This window comes from Pseudomonas fluorescens group sp. PF-69 (assembly GCF_054481235.1).
Genome location: NZ_JBTMNC010000001.1, coordinates 5,726,253 through 5,742,911, shown reverse-complemented (window position 1 = coordinate 5,742,911; position 16,659 = coordinate 5,726,253). Strand labels below are relative to the sequence as shown.

The 16,659-nt window shown below is 61.3% G+C and carries 16 protein-coding genes; 8 read left to right on the top strand and 8 right to left on the bottom strand.

Annotation, left to right across the window (positions count from 1 at the left end):
* Nucleotide 1 precedes the first annotated feature (1 nt).
* Nucleotides 2-1,420, bottom strand: a complete 1,419-nt coding sequence (locus tag ACX3YF_RS26800) for an MFS transporter (RefSeq protein ID WP_458974608.1) — start codon at nt 1,418-1,420, stop codon at nt 2-4.
* 133 nt (nt 1,421-1,553) lie between these two features.
* On the opposite strand from ACX3YF_RS26800, the gene ACX3YF_RS26795 reads away from it, so the two are divergent.
* On the top strand, nt 1,554-2,444 hold the full coding sequence (locus ACX3YF_RS26795; RefSeq protein ID WP_196586247.1) for a LysR family transcriptional regulator: 891 nt from the start codon (nt 1,554-1,556) through the stop codon (nt 2,442-2,444).
* Between the two features lie 26 nt (nt 2,445-2,470).
* On the opposite strand, the gene ACX3YF_RS26790 is transcribed toward ACX3YF_RS26795, so the two are convergent.
* Nucleotides 2,471-2,731 (bottom strand): hypothetical protein, encoded by a 261-nt coding sequence (locus tag ACX3YF_RS26790; protein ID WP_130208978.1) that lies wholly within the window; start codon nt 2,729-2,731, stop codon nt 2,471-2,473.
* Nucleotides 2,732-3,061: 330 nt separating this feature from the next.
* Here ACX3YF_RS26790 and ACX3YF_RS26785 point away from each other — a divergent pair, with 330 nt between their 5' ends.
* The gene (locus ACX3YF_RS26785; protein WP_196586246.1) at nt 3,062-4,126 is read left to right on the top strand and encodes a hypothetical protein; all 1,065 of its coding nucleotides are present in this window, start codon (nt 3,062-3,064) and stop codon (nt 4,124-4,126) included.
* 16 nt (nt 4,127-4,142) lie between these two features.
* Nucleotides 4,143-4,496 (top strand): DUF1428 domain-containing protein, encoded by a 354-nt coding sequence (locus tag ACX3YF_RS26780; RefSeq protein ID WP_458974607.1) that lies wholly within the window; start codon nt 4,143-4,145, stop codon nt 4,494-4,496.
* Nucleotides 4,497-4,510: 14 nt separating this feature from the next.
* Here ACX3YF_RS26780 and ACX3YF_RS26775 read toward each other — a convergent pair whose 3' ends face one another.
* On the bottom strand, nt 4,511-4,705 hold the full coding sequence (locus ACX3YF_RS26775) for a hypothetical protein (protein WP_130208972.1): 195 nt from the start codon (nt 4,703-4,705) through the stop codon (nt 4,511-4,513).
* 107 nt (nt 4,706-4,812) lie between these two features.
* Here ACX3YF_RS26775 and thpR point away from each other — a divergent pair, with 107 nt between their 5' ends.
* Nucleotides 4,813-5,352, top strand: coding sequence for an RNA 2',3'-cyclic phosphodiesterase (gene thpR / locus ACX3YF_RS26770; protein WP_448646440.1), 540 nt, complete (start codon nt 4,813-4,815; stop codon nt 5,350-5,352).
* 439 nt (nt 5,353-5,791) lie between these two features.
* Here the strand turns inward: thpR and ACX3YF_RS26765 are convergent, their stop codons facing one another.
* The 5 genes from ACX3YF_RS26765 to ACX3YF_RS26745 form a co-directional block, all read right to left on the bottom strand.
* Complete coding sequence (locus ACX3YF_RS26765) at nt 5,792-6,889, bottom strand: polyamine ABC transporter substrate-binding protein (RefSeq protein ID WP_448646441.1); 1,098 nt, start codon at nt 6,887-6,889, stop codon at nt 5,792-5,794.
* A gap of 178 nt (nt 6,890-7,067) precedes the next feature.
* Nucleotides 7,068-7,952, bottom strand: a complete 885-nt coding sequence (locus tag ACX3YF_RS26760) for an ABC transporter permease subunit (protein ID WP_130208966.1) — start codon at nt 7,950-7,952, stop codon at nt 7,068-7,070.
* Nucleotides 7,949-8,830: an ABC transporter permease subunit gene (locus ACX3YF_RS26755; protein WP_167361848.1), complete on the bottom strand. Its 882-nt coding sequence runs from the start codon at nt 8,828-8,830 to the stop codon at nt 7,949-7,951. The genes ACX3YF_RS26760 and ACX3YF_RS26755 overlap by 4 nt, the downstream gene beginning before the upstream one ends.
* Before the next feature lie 29 nt (nt 8,831-8,859).
* Nucleotides 8,860-10,002: a polyamine ABC transporter ATP-binding protein gene (gene potA / locus ACX3YF_RS26750; RefSeq protein ID WP_103404197.1), complete on the bottom strand. Its 1,143-nt coding sequence runs from the start codon at nt 10,000-10,002 to the stop codon at nt 8,860-8,862.
* Between the two features lie 287 nt (nt 10,003-10,289).
* Nucleotides 10,290-11,051: a gamma-glutamyl-gamma-aminobutyrate hydrolase family protein gene (locus tag ACX3YF_RS26745; protein WP_458945472.1), complete on the bottom strand. Its 762-nt coding sequence runs from the start codon at nt 11,049-11,051 to the stop codon at nt 10,290-10,292.
* A 283-nt stretch (nt 11,052-11,334) separates the two neighbouring features.
* Here ACX3YF_RS26745 and ACX3YF_RS26740 point away from each other — a divergent pair, with 283 nt between their 5' ends.
* From ACX3YF_RS26740 to ACX3YF_RS26725, 4 genes are all read left to right on the top strand, one after another.
* Nucleotides 11,335-12,711, top strand: coding sequence for a glutamine synthetase family protein (locus ACX3YF_RS26740; RefSeq protein ID WP_090468691.1), 1,377 nt, complete (start codon nt 11,335-11,337; stop codon nt 12,709-12,711).
* A gap of 203 nt (nt 12,712-12,914) precedes the next feature.
* The gene (locus tag ACX3YF_RS26735) at nt 12,915-14,405 is read left to right on the top strand and encodes an aldehyde dehydrogenase (RefSeq protein ID WP_130208962.1); all 1,491 of its coding nucleotides are present in this window, start codon (nt 12,915-12,917) and stop codon (nt 14,403-14,405) included.
* 53 nt (nt 14,406-14,458) lie between these two features.
* Nucleotides 14,459-15,742: an NAD(P)/FAD-dependent oxidoreductase gene (locus tag ACX3YF_RS26730; RefSeq protein WP_458974606.1), complete on the top strand. Its 1,284-nt coding sequence runs from the start codon at nt 14,459-14,461 to the stop codon at nt 15,740-15,742.
* 317 nt (nt 15,743-16,059) lie between these two features.
* Nucleotides 16,060-16,608, top strand: coding sequence for a cupin domain-containing protein (locus tag ACX3YF_RS26725; protein ID WP_130208958.1), 549 nt, complete (start codon nt 16,060-16,062; stop codon nt 16,606-16,608).
* Nucleotides 16,609-16,659 lie beyond the last annotated feature (51 nt).

The window sequence follows — 16,659 nt, the reverse complement described above, 5'->3', positions numbered from 1 at the left end:
CTCAGGCGGGGTCGCCGCGGCGGCTGGCCAGGGCGATCAGGCAAGCGATACCGATCAGCCCCCACGCGACCCTGAACGTCACGCGCATGCCGCTGGCAACCGCCTCGGGAGGCGCGGTATTGATGTCGACCGAATTCGATGCCAGTGCAAACACCGCGCCCAGCACCGAGGCCCCGGTGATCAGCCCGAGATTGCGCGACAGGTTGAGCAACGCGGACACCACGCCCCGCCGGTCTGGCGCCACATCGCTCATGACAACGGTATTGTTGGCGGTCTGAAACACCGCGTAACCCAGGGTGATGATGACCATGGGCGCGAGGTAGCCGCCGATGCCGAACGTCCTCGGCAGCGCCGACAGCGTGAAGCAGCCCAGCCCCAGGGCGATGAGCCCGGCGAAGGTCATGCGTCGCGCGCCGAAGCGATCGGCCATGCGCCCGGCGGGCACGCCGGACAGTGCCGCCACCAGTGGCCCGACCGACAACACCCATCCGACCCCGACCGCCTCCAGCCCGAGCGCCCGGGCCAGGTAGAACGGCCCGACCACCAGCGTTGCCATCATCACCGTCGTCACCAGCAGGCTCATGGCCAGGCTGGTGCTCAGCTGTGGATCGCGGAACATCCCCAGGCGAATCAGCGGCGCAGCGACCCGTGCCTCCACCCGAATGAACAGGCCGATGCCCACGCACGCGGCCAGCAACAGGGCGATGTTCAACGGACCAAAGTCGCCACGACCGAGGGTCATGGCCAAGGCATAAGCGCCCAGTGTCAGGCCCAGCAACAGGCTGCCCAGCGGATCGAAACCGCTGCCCACGGTGTCCGCCTTGCGCCGATCGGCCGGCAAATGGCGATAAGCAAGCAGCAGCGTCACCAGGCCCAGAGGCAGCATCATCAGGAACATCGCCCGCCAGCCGAATCCGCCGATCAGCAGGCCACCGAGCGAAGGCCCCATCGCGGTGCCAATCGCCGACATCGTCCCGAGCAAACCCATGGCGCTGCCGGTCTTCTCCTTGGGCACGGTCTCGCTGACGAAGGCCATGGTCAGGGCCATCATGATCGCCGCGCCCAGGCCTTGCAGGACCCTCGCGCCGATCAGCAGGCCGAGGGTCGGTGCCAGGCCGCACAAGGCCGAAGCCAGGGTGAACACGCCGATCCCGCCCAGGAGCAGGCGCCGCCGTCCGACCAGATCGCCGAGCCGGCCGACGCTGACGATCAGCGTGGTGATGGCCAGCAGATACGCGAGGACGATCCATTGCACCTGCTGAAAGGAGGCCTCGAACACTTGGGCCAGCGTCGGCAAACCCACGTTGGCGATGCTGGTGCCGAGGGCGGACAGCAGCATCGACATTGACAGGCTGGCCAGCGCCCACCTGACGGATCCTGTTCGTTGCGCGCCCTCTGTCATGGTCGTTGCGGAATTCATGGGGTCCCCCTGTCGTGGCCACTCCCGATTGGAGCTATCGGAAATCTACGCCCGCGCCTAACATGGCGGAAGACGCACCCTTTGCACTCAATACATGCGTTCAACGCCCTATAAGCTCGCCACGAGGCATTGCATGTCCAGCGCCGATTTCAACTTGCTGATCACCCTTGATGTGCTGCTGGCAGAAGGCAGCGTGGCCCGCGCCGCCAAGCGCTTGCGCCTGAGTCCGTCGGCGATGAGCCGGGCGCTGGCGCGATTGCGCGAGACCACTGGCGACCCGCTGCTGGTGAGGGCGGGACGCGGTCTGGTGCCCACGCCCCGGGCGCTGGCGTTGCGTGAGCGGGTCAGTCAACTGGTGCAGGAGGTCGAAGCGGTGCTGCGTCCGGCCGAGCAGCCGGACCTCACGCAATTGGTTCGCACGTTCACCCTGCGCACCAGTGAAGGCTTTGTTGAAAATTTCGGCGCCAGGCTGATTACGCGCATCGCCGAACAAGCGCCCGGTGTGCGCCTGCGCTTTGTGCACAAACCGGACAAGGACAGCACGTCACTGCGTGACGGCACGGTGGATCTGGAAACCGGGGTGGTGGGGAAGGGGGCCGGTCCGGAATTGCGTACCCAGGGTCTGTTCCGTGACCGATTCATCGGCGTGGTGCGTTCGGGGCATCCGTTGAGTCAGGGCCCGATCAGCGCTGCGCGTTTCGCTGCGGGCCGTCACATCGGCGTGTCGCGGCGCGGGCTGGACAAGGGGCCGATCGACGATGCGCTGGAACGGCTCGGATTGGAGCGCGAGATCGCCACCATCGTCGCCGGCTTTTCGACGGCACTCTCGCTCGCCCGGACCAGTGATTTGATCGTCAGCGTGCCGGAGCGCCACACGGCCGACTTGCGCGAAGGCATGCACAGTTTCGAGCTTCCCTTGTCATTGCCTTCTTTCACCGTGGCCATGCTCTGGCACCCTCGACTGGATGCCGATCCGGTGCATCGCTGGTTACGTGAATGTCTTCGAGTGGTTTGTTCGCAATAGAAAGGAAGCCAGCCTGTGTCGCCCTCTCAGACGTACTGATGGCGGCGCGCAGTCGCGGCGACTTCGGTCGCCAGCAGATGCTCGGCCAGCACATCGTTCAGGAACCTGAACTGATCGTTGAGCCCGACCACTTCGTTGTTGAAGTGATTGGCGGCCGCCGGAATCAGCAGCGCTTCGAATTTTTTGTCGAATACCAGGGTCAACACTTTACGAGACTCGAAAGGTTGCGAGTAATAGTTGTTGCCAAACACCGGGAAGCTCACGGACAGGGTGACTTCGTTGATCATGACGTGCGCTCCTCGGAGAGGACGAACCAGCCGAATGCACTCAACGTGAAGGCCGTCAGGGCCAGACAGGTCAGGAGATGGATAAGCATGATTCGACCCTCCGCTACAGGGTTTCGTGTTGGGTTGGAGCCGATCCTACGCTGACGGCGGCGGGGCGGAAGAAATTCGTGGCGATGGTGAATATCGACATAAGTGATGGTCGGTTTTTGCGGTGTTTCCGAGGGCTGGCGACCCGCCACGCTCAGCCGACAATGGCAGCCACCTATACTCAATTCAGGGGCTCTTGAACACCGAACATCCCGCTCGGAGCCGACTCTAGGAACCGCGATCTTGAACCTGCGTTGGTTGATCGTCGCCATGCTGGTGGTATTGGCCGGATGCGCCATGTCACCGCGCGCGCCGGTGGAAGCACCGCAAGTCGTGATTTCCCCCAGCACCTGGCAACAAGTGGATCGGGAGATCATCCAGGCGTCGCAATCGGCGACCGAGCAGACAAAAATCTACGCCCACGGCGCCATGGATTACTGGCGCACCCGGGTCTATGAGTTGACCGAGCAGAACTTCATTCCCTGGTTCAGCAGTTACTGGACCCAGGAATGGCTGTCGATGAAGGTCAGCTGGTACACCATCAGCGCCAAGGGCGAGCAGGACACCACGGAAAAGCGTCTGGCCGCATATCTGCTGGAGCAGTACCAGGAAAAGGTCCTGGCGCCGGTGGCGGTGGAAATAGACCCCGATGCGATTCTCAGCCTGGCGGCAGCTTTCTACGTGGACATTCTCAAGGAAGAACTGCAGAAAATTTCGCAACGCCATGGCGTGCCGATGGCGCAACTCAATGGCCGTATCCAGAAAATCCCGGCCATTGCCCTCGGGCCGCCACCGGCACGGGACGCCTCGCTCTACCAAGTCGTTCACACTGAACAATTGAACACCTTGCCGGCCTACGCGGCGTTGATCGACAAGATCCACAAGGCAGGCGGCGATAAAGGCGTTGGCTCGACCGACACTGCCATGGCGCCGGTGGCCAGGCGCGCCAGCCAGCGGATGGAGGCCGAAATGGCCCCTCGCGGGGCGGCCAGTGCGGTGGCCGCGGCGGCGGGCAAACTCGCCGGCGGGTTGATCACCGTAGGGGTCGCGGGGATTCGCGCATTGATTCAGAGCGCCGACCGGCCGGACAGTGAAGCGTTGATTCGCAGCAGCCTGGGCAACACTTTCGATAAAGCCTGGACCAAGCTGGTGCAGAACCCGACCACCGGTGTCATGGCCGGGACCCTGTACATGGCGGCGCAAATCGAAGGCAGCCTGGCACAGCGTGCCGAACCGCCGGTCGGCTCAGGCGTGGGGACTGTCGATTGGAGCCCGACGGATTCGACTAATCAGCAGATCCACCCATGACTCAAGGAGAACCCCCATGTCCTATGTAGATGGTTTTATCGCGGCAGTGCCCACCGCCAATCGCGAAAAGTTCAAGAAACACGCCGAAATCGCCGCCGTGATCTTCAAGGAAAACGGCGCGCTGAGCCTGGCCGAGTGCTGGGGCGATGACGTGCCGGAGGGCAAGGTCACCTCGTTCCCGATGTCGGTAAAACTCAAGGACGACGAGACCGTGGTGTTTGGCTGGATCATCTGGCCGGACAAGGCCATCCGCAATGCCGGGATGGAAAAAATGATGCAAGACCCGCGCATGAAGCCGGACGTCAATCCGATGCCGTTCGATGGCCAGCGTATGGTATTCGGCGGTTTCGAACTGTTCGTCCAGGCCTGAGGCGGGCTCCAGGGTCACTCCGCCGTCGGGGTGATCCTGCAGCTTTTACGATGGAGGATCTCGTCATCGGTCGGCCGTACCCTGATGAATTCGAAACGCGGCTCGCCTTCGCTGTAGTGCACCAGCCAGCCCCATTCCAGTTCGAATTCATCCTGGCCGGGCCTGGGCGGCTCGGCCCACCATGGTTCCTTGCTGATGATCTGGCGCATGACCCCTCCGGTTGAATCGCTCGCCTCAACTATAGACCCGTGGCGAGGACGCTTGCCGACACGTCACAGGTTGTACACTCATGCGGTCTCCCGCCGAGGTGTCCTGCATGAATGACGAATCCCGCGAACCGTTCAAACGGCTGTTTTTTGCCCTGGATTGCGCCCCCGCGCAACGCAAGTCCATCGCCCAGTTTCGTAGCGCGCTGCAACTGCGCAGCGGGCGGCCGGTGCCGGTGGAGAACTTTCATCTGACCCTGAAGTTTCTGGGTGCGGTGGCGGTGGGGCAGATTGCGGACATTTGCACGGCGGTCGCGTCCGTACGCACACCCGACGCGCGTTTGACCGTGGCGCTGGACCGGCTGGATGTCTGGCGCAGGGCAGGGGTGTTGGTATTGGCGCCGGAACAGGCACCGCCGGCGCTGTTGCGCCTGGTGTATGACCTGGAACAGGCCTTGTTGCCGTTTGGACTGGAGGATGCGCCACGGGAGTTTCGTCCGCACCTGACCCTGGCCCGCGACTATCGGGCGCCGGTGCCGGAGTCCACCTCGCCACCTGAGTTTTTCCTGCGCGCCGACCGCTTCACCCTGTTCGAATCCCATAAGGGCCGCTACCGGGCGCTGGCGGATTGGCCGCTGGGGGCGGCGTAAGCCCCTACAGCAGACAAAAGGAATAAAAGGGGCATTGCGACGTGGGCACCGTCCTTTGTGGGAGCGAGCCTGCTCCGGGCGGCGTTCCGACGATGGTGGTCAACGATGACGTTGGGAACCTGACACCCCGCGGTGTTCTCAGGTCCATCGCGAGCAGGCTCGCTCCTACAGGTATTGCGTTGGTTTTGTATCCCGGGATTCCGTGAAGAACCAGAAAAAAAGGCGCCCGAGGGCGCCAAAATTCACCTTAACCGAGGGAGCCAGGTGAGTGATGCAGCGGTGGTAAGGCGCTGCATGAACGTAAATCGGAAAATCAGATGTCAACCAGCACACCCTACGTGTGGGAGCGGGCTTGCCCGCGATAGCGTCGTCACAGACAGCATCCGTGGCGGCTGACCCATTGCAATCGCGGGCAAGCCCGCTCCCACAGGGTGATGCGTTATTTACCCAGCTTCACCTTGGTCCAGCCCCGGGTCATCACCCGCTGCACACCGATCGGCATGTCGGGAATGGCATACAGGGTCGCCATCACTTCCTGGGACGGGTACGAACCCGGATCGTTGCGAATCGCTTCATCCACCAATGGCGTAGCGGCCGCGTTGGCGTTGCTGTAGCCGACGTTGTTGGTGATCTCGGCGATGATGTCCGGGCGCATCAGGAAATTCATGAACAGGTAGGCGTTCTCGACGTTGGCGGCATCACGCGGGATGGCGACCATGTCGTAGAAACTGCCAGCCCCTTCTTTGGGGATGCTGTAGTCGATCTTCACCTTGTCGCCGGCTTCCTGAGCGCGGGCCTTGGCTTGCAGCACGTCGCCGGAGTAGCCGACCGCCACGCAGATGTTGCCGTTGGCCAGGTCCGAGATGTATTTCGACGAGTGGAAATACGCCACCGACGGGCGAATCTTCATGAACAGCGCTTCGGCTTCGGCGATGTGTTGCTTGTCCTGATCGTTCACCGGGTAGCCCAGGTAGTGCAGGGCGGCCGGGAGCATCTCGGTCGGCGAATCGAGGAAACTGATGCCGCAGGCTTTGAGCTTTGCGGCGTTCTCCGGTTTGAACAGCAGGTCCCAGGAATTGGTCGGGGCATTGGCGCCGAGCACTTCCTTGACCTTGGCCGCATTGAAACCGATACCGATCGAGCCCCACATGTACGGGAACGCGTGGCTGTTGCCAGGGTCGCTGGCGGAGGCGTTCTTCAGCAGGACCGGATTGAGGTTTTTCCAGTTCGACAGCTTGGATTTATCCAGTTCCTGATAGACCCCGGCCTTGATCTGCTTGGCCAGGAAACTGTTGGACGGTACGACGATGTCGTAACCGGATTTACCCGCCAGCAGACGTGCCTCAAGGGTTTCGTTACTGTCGAACACATCGTAGGTCACCTGGATGCCGGTCTCGTCTTCGAACTTCTTGACGGTGTCCGGGGCTATGTAATCCGACCAGTTGTAGACGCGCAGTACCTTGTCATTGGCCTGGGCGCCGGTGGTCATCGCGCCCAATAAGGACAGTGTCAGCAGAGTCCTGCCAAGCGTTTTCATCGGTACAACTCCATTTCTTTTCTTATTCAAATACACAAAGCAAAAATGCAGTGGCGCTTGTGTTCCCTGTAGGAGCGAGCTTGCTCGCGATGGACGTCAACGATGACGTGGGCTGCCTGAATTAACGCGGCGTCCTTGGGTCCATCGCGAGCAAGCTCGCTCCTACAGGTCGGCGGCACTAGGCCGTCGCTTCTACCATTTTCTTCTCAGGTGCCTGCCACGATTCGCTGGCAGTCTGGTCCATCGCTTCCTGGATCGCCCGCTTGCGGGTGGCTTCGGCACGGCGGCTGAAGTACCAGACCATGAAGGTCACGATCGAGACCGCCAACAGGATCAGGCTGGCCACGGCGTTGATCTCCGGCTTCACGCCCAGGCGCACCGCCGAGAACACTTCCATCGGCAGGGTCGTGGAACCCGGGCCGGAGACGAAGCTCGCCAGTACCAGGTCATCCAGCGACAGGGCGAACGACATCATGCCGCCGGCTGCCAGGGATGGCGCGATCATCGGAATGGTGATCAGGAAGAACACCTTGAACGGCTTCGCACCCAGGTCCATGGCCGCTTCTTCGATGGACAGGTCCAGCTCGCGAAGGCGCGCGGAGACTACCACTGCCACGTAGGCGGCACAAAAGGTGGTGTGGGCGATCCAGATCGTCACGATGCCGCGTTCCATCGGCCAACCGATCAGCTGCGCCATGGCCACGAACAGCAGCAACAGCGACAGACCGGTGATCACTTCCGGCATCACCAGCGGTGCGGTGACCAGGCCGCCGAACAGCGTGCGACCCTTGAAGCGGGTGACGCGGGTCAGGACGAACGCCGCCAGTGTTCCCAAAGCCACGGCCGCCAGCGCGGTGTAGCAGGCGATCTCAAGCGAACGCACCACCGAACCCATCAACTGGGTGTTGTCGAGCAGGCCGGCGTACCACTTGAACGACCAGCCACCCCATACCGTCACCAGTTTCGAGGCGTTGAACGAGTAGATCACCAGAATCAGCATCGGCAGGTAGATAAACGACAGGCCGAGCACCAGCATCATTTTTGAGAAGCCGAAACGTTTCATCCCCGTGCCTCCATTTCTTTGGCCTGACTGCGGTTGAACAGCAGGATCGGCACAATCAGGATCAACAGCATCACCACCGCCAGGGCGGACGCCACCGGCCAGTCGCGGTTATTGAAGAACTCTTGCCACAGCACGCGGCCGATCATCAGGGTCTCGGGACCGCCAAGCAGTTCCGGGATCACGAACTCGCCCACCACAGGAATGAACACCAGCATGCAACCGGCGATGATGCCGTTCTTGGCCAGCGGCACGGTGATTTTCCAGAAGCTGTTGAAGGTGCTCGAACCCAGGTCCGAAGCGGCTTCCAGCAAGCTCTGGTCGTGCTTCACCAGGTTGGCGTACAGCGGCAGGATCATGAACGGCAGATACGCATACACCACGCCTATATAGACGGCGGTATTGGTGTTGAGGATCTCGATCGGGTGCGACGTCAGCCCGGTCCACATCAGGAACGCGTTGAGCAAACCGTTGTTGCTGAGGATGCCCATCCATGCGTAGACGCGGATCAGGATCGCGGTCCAGGTCGGCATCATGATCAGCAGCATCAGGACGTTTTGCGCTTCCTTGCTCGCCTTGGTAATGGCGTAGGCCATCGGAAAACCGATCACCAGGCACATCAGTGTGCTGAACAGCGCGACCTTCAACGAACCCAGGTAGGCGGAGAGGTACAGCTCATCTTCGCCCAGCAAGGTGTAGTTGCCGATGTTGAGCAACAGCTGGAATTTCTGCTCGGCGTAGGTGTAGATCTCCGAGTAGGGCGGAATGGCCAGGGCCGCTTCCGAGAAGCTGATCTTCATGACCAGGAAGAACGGCAACAGGAAGAACAGGCACAGCCACAGGAAAGGAATCCCGATGACGAGTTTTCGTCCGCTGGGCACCAGGCGCAGGAATTGCTGATTGAAGGTTCTCATGCGCGCAGTACCACGCCGCTGTCGTCTTCCCACCACACGTAGACCTGATCGTCCCAGGTCGGGCGTGCGCCACGGCGTTCGGCGTTGGCCATGAACGACTGCACAATCTTGCCGCCAGGCAACTCCACGTAGAACACCGAGTGGCCACCGAGGTAGGCGATGTCATGCACCTTGCCGCTGGACCAGTTGTAGCGGGCCTCTGGCTTGGTGGTGCTGACCAGCAGTTTTTCCGGGCGGATGGCGTAGGTGATCGACTTGTCCTGCACCGAAGTGCTGACGCCATGACCGACGTAGATCTTCTGTTCCAGGTCCGGGCTGTGAATGATCGCGTAACCTTCCAGGTCTTCGACGACGGTGCCTTCGAAGGCGTTCACGTTGCCGATGAATTCGCAGACCATGCGGCTGACCGGCGCTTCATAGATGTCCACCGGGCTGCCGATCTGGGCGATCCAGCCCAGGTGCATGATGGCGATGCGCTGGGCCATGGTCATGGCCTCTTCCTGGTCGTGGGTCACCATCACGCAGGTCACGCCCACGCGCTCGATGATTTCCACCAGCTCCAGCTGCATCTGCGAGCGCAGCTTTTTATCCAGTGCGCCCATCGGTTCGTCGAGCAACAGCAGCTTCGGCCGCTTGGCCAGGGAGCGGGCCAGGGCCACGCGCTGACGCTGTCCGCCGGACAACTGATGGGGTTTGCGCCTGGCGTATTGGGTCATGTGCACCAGGCGCAGCATTTCTTCCACGCGGGCGTCGATTTCCGCGGCTGGCAAACGGTCCTGCTTGAGGCCGAAGGCGATGTTCTGCGCCACGGTCATGTGCGGGAACAGCGCGTAGGACTGGAACATCATGTTGATCGGCCGCTCGTAGGGCGGCATGTCGGTGATGTCGACACCGTCGAGCAGGATCCGGCCTTCGGTCGGCCGCTCGAAGCCGGCGAGCATGCGCAGCAGCGTCGATTTACCGGAGCCGGAGCCACCGAGCAGGGCAAAGATTTCGCCCTGATGGATTTCCAGGGACACATCGTCCACAGCGGTGGTTTCGTCGAATTTCTTGGTGACGCGGTCGACTTTCACCAACACCTTTTTCGGTGCCTGGTGACCTTCAAGAGCCTTCCTGTAGATGCTGGAGGCGTTTGCCATTTGAAACTCCCAACAGGTTTCAGTCGTCGGGCCAACGCGGCCTGACTTAATAGTTGATTGCAAACCCGTATCGGGGACTTCGCTCAGAACGCGCTCCCACATGGAATTGCATTTGCTGATCGAACTCACCCATACCGCTCGGGTTTATTCGGCGCCGCCGTCCTGGCTGCCTGGTAGTGCTTGTTGTTATTGCAGTGTGTTGTTGTCGTGAGGGACCGGCGCGCACAAGCGCGCCCGCCTGACTCACGGGGGCAGTGAAATCGTTGAATCGTGTTTGGGTTCGTCAGTCAGCGCCCATGACGCAGCGCCGCCCGTTGCCGGCACGCGTCGCCAAACGCCTGGAAAATGCTCAAGTAAGGAGGATTCGACAGGACCTGCCATTCCGGGTGCCATTGCACGCCGAGGGCGAAGGCCTTGCTGTGCTCGACCGAGATCGCTTCGATCAGGCCGTCCGGCGCGAGCGCTTCGGCCCGCAGGCCGGGGGCGAGTCGGTCGATGCCCTGGCTGTGAATCGAATTGACCTGGAATTGCGTGGGCAGGTCCAGCGCCTGGAACACGCCGCCCGGTTGCACGTCGACTGTGTGCGCCGGTGCGTATTGCACCGCCAGGTCAGGGTGGTTGGCTTCGCGATGATCAAGGAAGCCGGGCAGTTCATGGACCTTCTGATGCAGGCTGCCACCGAACGCCACGTTCATCTCCTGGAAGCCACGGCAGATGCCGAGCACCGGGACGCCAGCCGCGATGGCCGCACGAATCAGGGGAAGGGTGGTGCGATCCCGCTGGGGATCGTGTTCCGTGCCGGGAGCGCTGTCCGGGCCTTGATAGTGGAAGGGTTCCACGTTCGAAGGCGAGCCGGTCAGCAACAGACCGTCGAGCTGCGGCAGCAGGTCCTCGATTTCGATCAGTTCAGCCAGGGAAGGAATGACGACGGGCAGCCCCAGTGCCGCAACGCTGACAGCACGCAAGTACTTGTCGCCGCTGACATGGTAGGGGTGCAGGCCAATCTGTTTGACGCATGCAGTAACGCCGATCAATGGCTTGAATGCCATTTTTATCACCTCGAAGTTTCACACTTGAACGAGCTTTTCCGGAGCTTAGCCTTGTTGATTTTAATTAACAACTCTCATGTAAAAAATTCTAAACGCCGTACGTCTGAAGATCAGGATTTACCTGCGTTCGAGGGATGATATGGCACTCTCGTGCCGCTGAGAGGCCCTAAAATAAACGTTGAAAGGCTGAGTGTTCGCTATTGACTTCACTTTGTCTTTCGGATTGACTGGGCTCGTGAAAGGGCGGTGAACATAATAATTAACAGTAAAAAATAGGTGCATCATGTCGGTCCCTCTGCGTACCGTTCAACTCAACGAAGCAAACGCATTCCTTAAGAAATATCCTGAGGTTTTGTACGTCGACCTTCTGATTGCGGATATGAACGGTGTGGTGCGCGGCAAGCGCATCGAACGCACCAGTCTTCATAAGGTTTACGAGAAAGGCATCAACCTGCCGGCGTCGCTGTTCGCGCTGGACATCAACGGCTCGACGGTGGAAAGCACCGGCCTGGGCCTGGATATCGGCGACTCTGACCGAATCTGCTACCCGATCCCCGGCACCCTGAGCATCGAGCCTTGGCAGAAGCGCCCGACCGCGCAACTGTTGATGACCATGCACGAGCTGGAAGGCGAGCCGTTCTTCGCTGACCCGCGTGAAGTGTTGGCCAATGTCGTGCGCAAGTTCGACGACCTCGGCCTGACCATTTGCGCCGCGTTCGAACTGGAGTTCTACCTGATCGACCAGGACAACGTGAACGGTCGTCCGCAGTCGCCACGTTCGCCGGTATCCGGCAAGCGTCCGATGTCGACCCAGGTCTACCTGATCGACGACCTCGACGAATACGTCGACTGCCTGCAGGACATCCTCGAAGGCGCGAAAGAGCAGGGCATCCCGGCCGACGCCATCGTCAAGGAAAGCGCCCCGGCGCAGTTCGAAGTGAACCTGCACCACGTGTCCGACCCGATCAAGGCGTGCGACTACGCGGTCCTGCTCAAGCGTCTGGTGAAGAACATCGCCTACGACCACGAGATGGACACCACCTTCATGGCCAAGCCGTATCCGGGCCAGGCAGGTAACGGTCTGCATGTCCACATCTCGATTCTCGACAAAGAAGGCAAGAACATCTTTGCCAGCGAGGATCCCGAGCAGAACGCCGCACTGCGTCACGCGATCGGCGGTGTGCTCGAGACCCTGCCGGCGCAGATGGCCTTCCTCTGCCCGAACGTCAACTCCTACCGTCGCTTCGGCGCACAGTTCTACGTGCCGAACTCGCCGAGCTGGGGCATCGACAACCGTACCGTGGCAGTGCGCGTACCGACCGGTTCGGCAGACGCCGTGCGCATCGAACACCGCGTGGCCGGTGCCGATGCCAACCCGTACCTGCTGATGGCCTCGGTCCTGGCGGGCGTGCACCACGGTCTGACCAATCAGATCGAACCGGGCGCCCCGGTGGAAGGCAACAGCTACGAGCAGAACGAACAGAGCCTGCCGAACAACCTGCGCGACGCACTGCGCGAGCTGGACGACAGCGAAGTCATGGCCAAATACATCGACCCGATGTACATCGACGTGTTCGTGGCGTGCAAGGAAAGCGAGCTGGCCGAGTTCGAGAACTCCATCTCCGACCTTGAGTACAACTGGTACCTGCATACCGTCTGACGGGCAGAACCCAATGCAACACCTGTGGGAGCGAGCCTGCTCGCGATAGCGGTGGATCAGTCGGCATTAATGCCGTCTGACACTCCCTCATCGTCGGAACGCCGCCCGGAGCAAGCTCGCTCCCACAGGGGACTGCATTTCAATGCCTTGATTGGCTGGCATTCAGCCCGAGACCACCTATTCCCCTGCGTCGAGTCACAACAATGACAATTACTCGCAGCGACTGGGAGCAACGCTTCCAGTCCCTAACCATCGAAAGTCGCGCCTTCATCGACGGCCAGTACTGCGCGGCCGCCAGTGGCGCCACGTTCGAATGCATCAGCCCGGTGGACGGTCGCTTTCTGGCGAACGTCGCCAGCACCGACGAAGCCGATGCCAACGCCGCGGTCGCCGTTGCCCGTCGTACTTTCGAGTCCGGTGTCTGGTCCAGGCTGGCCCCGGTCGAGCGCAAGCGCATCCTGATCCGTTTCGCCGATCTGATCCTGGCCAACCAGGAAGAACTGGCGCTGCTCGAAACCCTCGACATGGGCAAGCCGATCAGCGACTCCATGAGCATCGACATTCCGGCGACCGCCAACGCGATCCGCTGGACCGCCGAAGCCATCGACAAGATCTACGACGAAGTTGCCGCCACGCCCCATGATCAACTCGGCCTGGTCACCCGTGAACCGGCAGGTGTGGTCGCGGCCATCGTGCCGTGGAACTTCCCGTTGATCATGGCCAGTTGGAAGTTCGCCCCGGCCCTGGCGGCGGGCAACTCGTTCATCCTCAAGCCTTCGGAAAAGTCGCCATTGACGGCGATCCGCATCGCGCAACTGGCGCTGGAGGCGGGCATCCCCAAAGGCGTGTTCAACGTCCTGCCGGGCTTCGGCCACACCGTCGGCAAGGCGCTGGCGTTGCACATGGACGTCGATGTGCTGGCCTTCACCGGCTCCACGGCGATCGCCAAGCAACTGATGATCTACGCCGGGCAGAGCAACATGAAGCGCGTCTGGCTGGAAGCCGGCGGCAAGAGCCCGAACGTGGTCTTTGCCGACGCACCGGACCTGCGCGCAGCCGCCCAGGCGGCAGCCAGTGGTATCGCCTTCAACCAGGGCGAAGTCTGCACCGCCGGCTCGCGCCTGCTGGTGGAGCGTTCGATCCGCGATCAATTCATCCCGCTGTTGGTCGAAGCCCTGCAAGCCTGGAAACCGGGGCATGCGCTCGATCCTTCGACCACCGTCGGCGCCGTGGTCGATCAGCGTCAGCTGGACAATGTGCTGCGCTACATCGGCATCGGCAAGGAGCAGGGCGCTCAACTGATCGCCGGCGGCAGCCGTACCCTCGAAGACACCGGTGGCCTGTACGTGGAACCGGCGATCTTCGACGGCGTGACCAACGCCATGACCATCGCCCGTGAAGAAATCTTCGGCCCGGTGCTGTCGCTGATCACCTTCGACACCGTCGAAGAGGCCCTGGCGATTGCCAACGACAGCATCTTCGGCCTGGCGGCCGGGGTCTGGACCCGCAACCTGAGCAAGGCCCACACCTTCGCCCGTGGCCTGCGCGCCGGCAGCGTCTGGGTCAACCAGTACGACGGCGGCGACATGACCGCGCCGTTCGGCGGGTTCAAGCAGTCGGGTAACGGTCGGGACAAATCGCTGCATGCGTTCGACAAGTACACCGAACTCAAGGCGACCTGGATCAAGCTCTAAGCCCTTTTAAGCGGCGGTCGCCTGCACGTTGCCGGCGACCCTCGGAGAAACCTATGAAACAAGCACATGTAAACAGCTACTACGCCGCCACCCGCAACTTCACCGGCGACTTCCCGGTGCTCGAAGAACGGGTGGAATGCGACGTCTGCGTGATCGGCGCCGGCTACACCGGCCTGTCCTCGGCACTGTTCCTCGCCGAAGCGGGCTACAGCGTCACCGTGCTGGAAGCCGCCAAGGTCGGCTTCGGCGCCAGCGGTCGCAACGGCGGTCAACTGGTCAACTCCTACAGCCGCGACGTCGATGTCATCGAAGAGCGCTATGGCGACAAGACGGCCGAAGTGCTGGGCAGCATGATTTTCGAAGGCGCCGACATCATCCGTCAGCGCATACAGCACTACGACATCCAGTGCGACTACCGCCCGGGCGGTATCTTCGCGGCGATGAACAAGAAGCAACTCAAAGGCCTGGCCGAGCAGAAAAAAAGCTGGGAGCGCTACGGCAACAAGAACCTGAAAATGCTCGACGCGGCCGACATCAAGCGCGAAGTGGGTTCCGACGCCTACGTCGGCGGCCTGCTGGACATGCAGGGCGGCCATATTCACCCGCTGAACCTGGCACTCGGTGAGGCTTCGGCAATCATTGGCCTGGGCGGCAAGATCTTCGAGCAATCGGCGGCGGTGGAAATCACCTACGGCGAACCGATCACCGTGCGTACCGCCAAGGGCGTGGTTCGCGCCAAGTACCTGCTGATCGCCGGTAACGCCTACCTGCCGCAAGGCCTGGACAACCGCGTGACCAGCAAGAGCATGCCGTGCGGTTCGCAGATCGTCGTGACCGAGCCGTTGACCGAGCAACAGGCGCGCAGCCTGATCAAAAACAACTACTGCGTCGAAGACTGCAACTACCTGCTCGACTACTACCGCCTGACCGCCGACAACCGCTTGCTCTACGGCGGTGGCGTGGTTTACGGCGCCCGCGAGCCCAATGACATCGAGCAACTGATCCGCCCGAAAATCCTCAAGACCTTCCCGCAATTGAAAGACGTGAAGATCGATTACCGCTGGACCGGCAATTTCCTGCTGACCATGTCGCGTATGCCGCAATTCGGCCGCATCGAGAAAAACGCCTACTACATGCAGGGCTACAGTGGCCACGGCGTCACCTGTTCGCACCTGGCCGGCAAACTGATCTCGGAAATGATCCGCGGCGACGCCGAACGCTTCAACGCGTTCGCCTCGTTGCCACACATTCCAATGATCGGCGGGCGCACCTTTTCGGCACCGCTCACCGCCATGGGCGCCGTGTATTACTCGCTGCGCGACCGTTTCGGTATCTAAGCTTTACCTCGCCGGCGACCACCCCAAAAGGTGTCGCCGGCTTTTTAACCTGTGGGAGCGAGCCTGCTCGCGATGGCGTCAGCTCGGCCAACATCGAAGTCGCCTGACACACCGCAATCGCGAGCAGGCTCGCTCCCACAGTGTGTACTGCATCAAGGCATAGGCCATTTTCGACCACCGTTTATCGAACCTGCTGAGCAACACCAACAAACGTGATTTAATAGCCGCCTTTCACGGTTCAGGGACAGGGAAAACGGCAGGATCCGCGCCTGTTTTCCACCCCCATTACCCTTAAGTCGTTCTTGCATAAGGCTGTCATGGATACGGGTTCTCGACTCAAATTAGTACGCGAAAGCTACAAACTGTCCCAGCGCGAGCTGGCCCGGCGTAGCGGCGTCACCAATGCCACCATCTCCCTGATCGAACAGAATCGCGTCAGTCCTTCCGTCAGCTCGCTGAAAAAGCTGCTCGAAGGCATTCCCATGTCCCTGGCGGACTTCTTCACCTTCGATCAACCCCCGCGCGAGCATCAATACGTGTTCCGCGCCAACGAACAGCCAGACCTGGGCCGTAACGGCCTGCGCCTGCTGCTGATCGGCGCCTCCGTGCCGAGCCGGCAGATGCGTCTGCTGCGAGAGCAATACGCGCCGGGCGCCAGCTCCGGGGAAGAACCGATTGTGCATTCGGAAGGCGAAGAGTGCGGGCTGGTGACGCGGGGAACGGTTGAGCTGACCGTGGATGGGCAGATCAGCGTGCTCAACGCCGGGGATGGCTATTACTTCCCGACGACCTTGCCCCATCGATTCCGCAATATCGGGGCGGATGAGGCGGAGATCATCAGTGCGAATACGCCGGCGAACTTCTGATGGGAAAGCAATAGGTAAAGTGTTTTTTCCTTTAAGCTGCCAGTGATCATT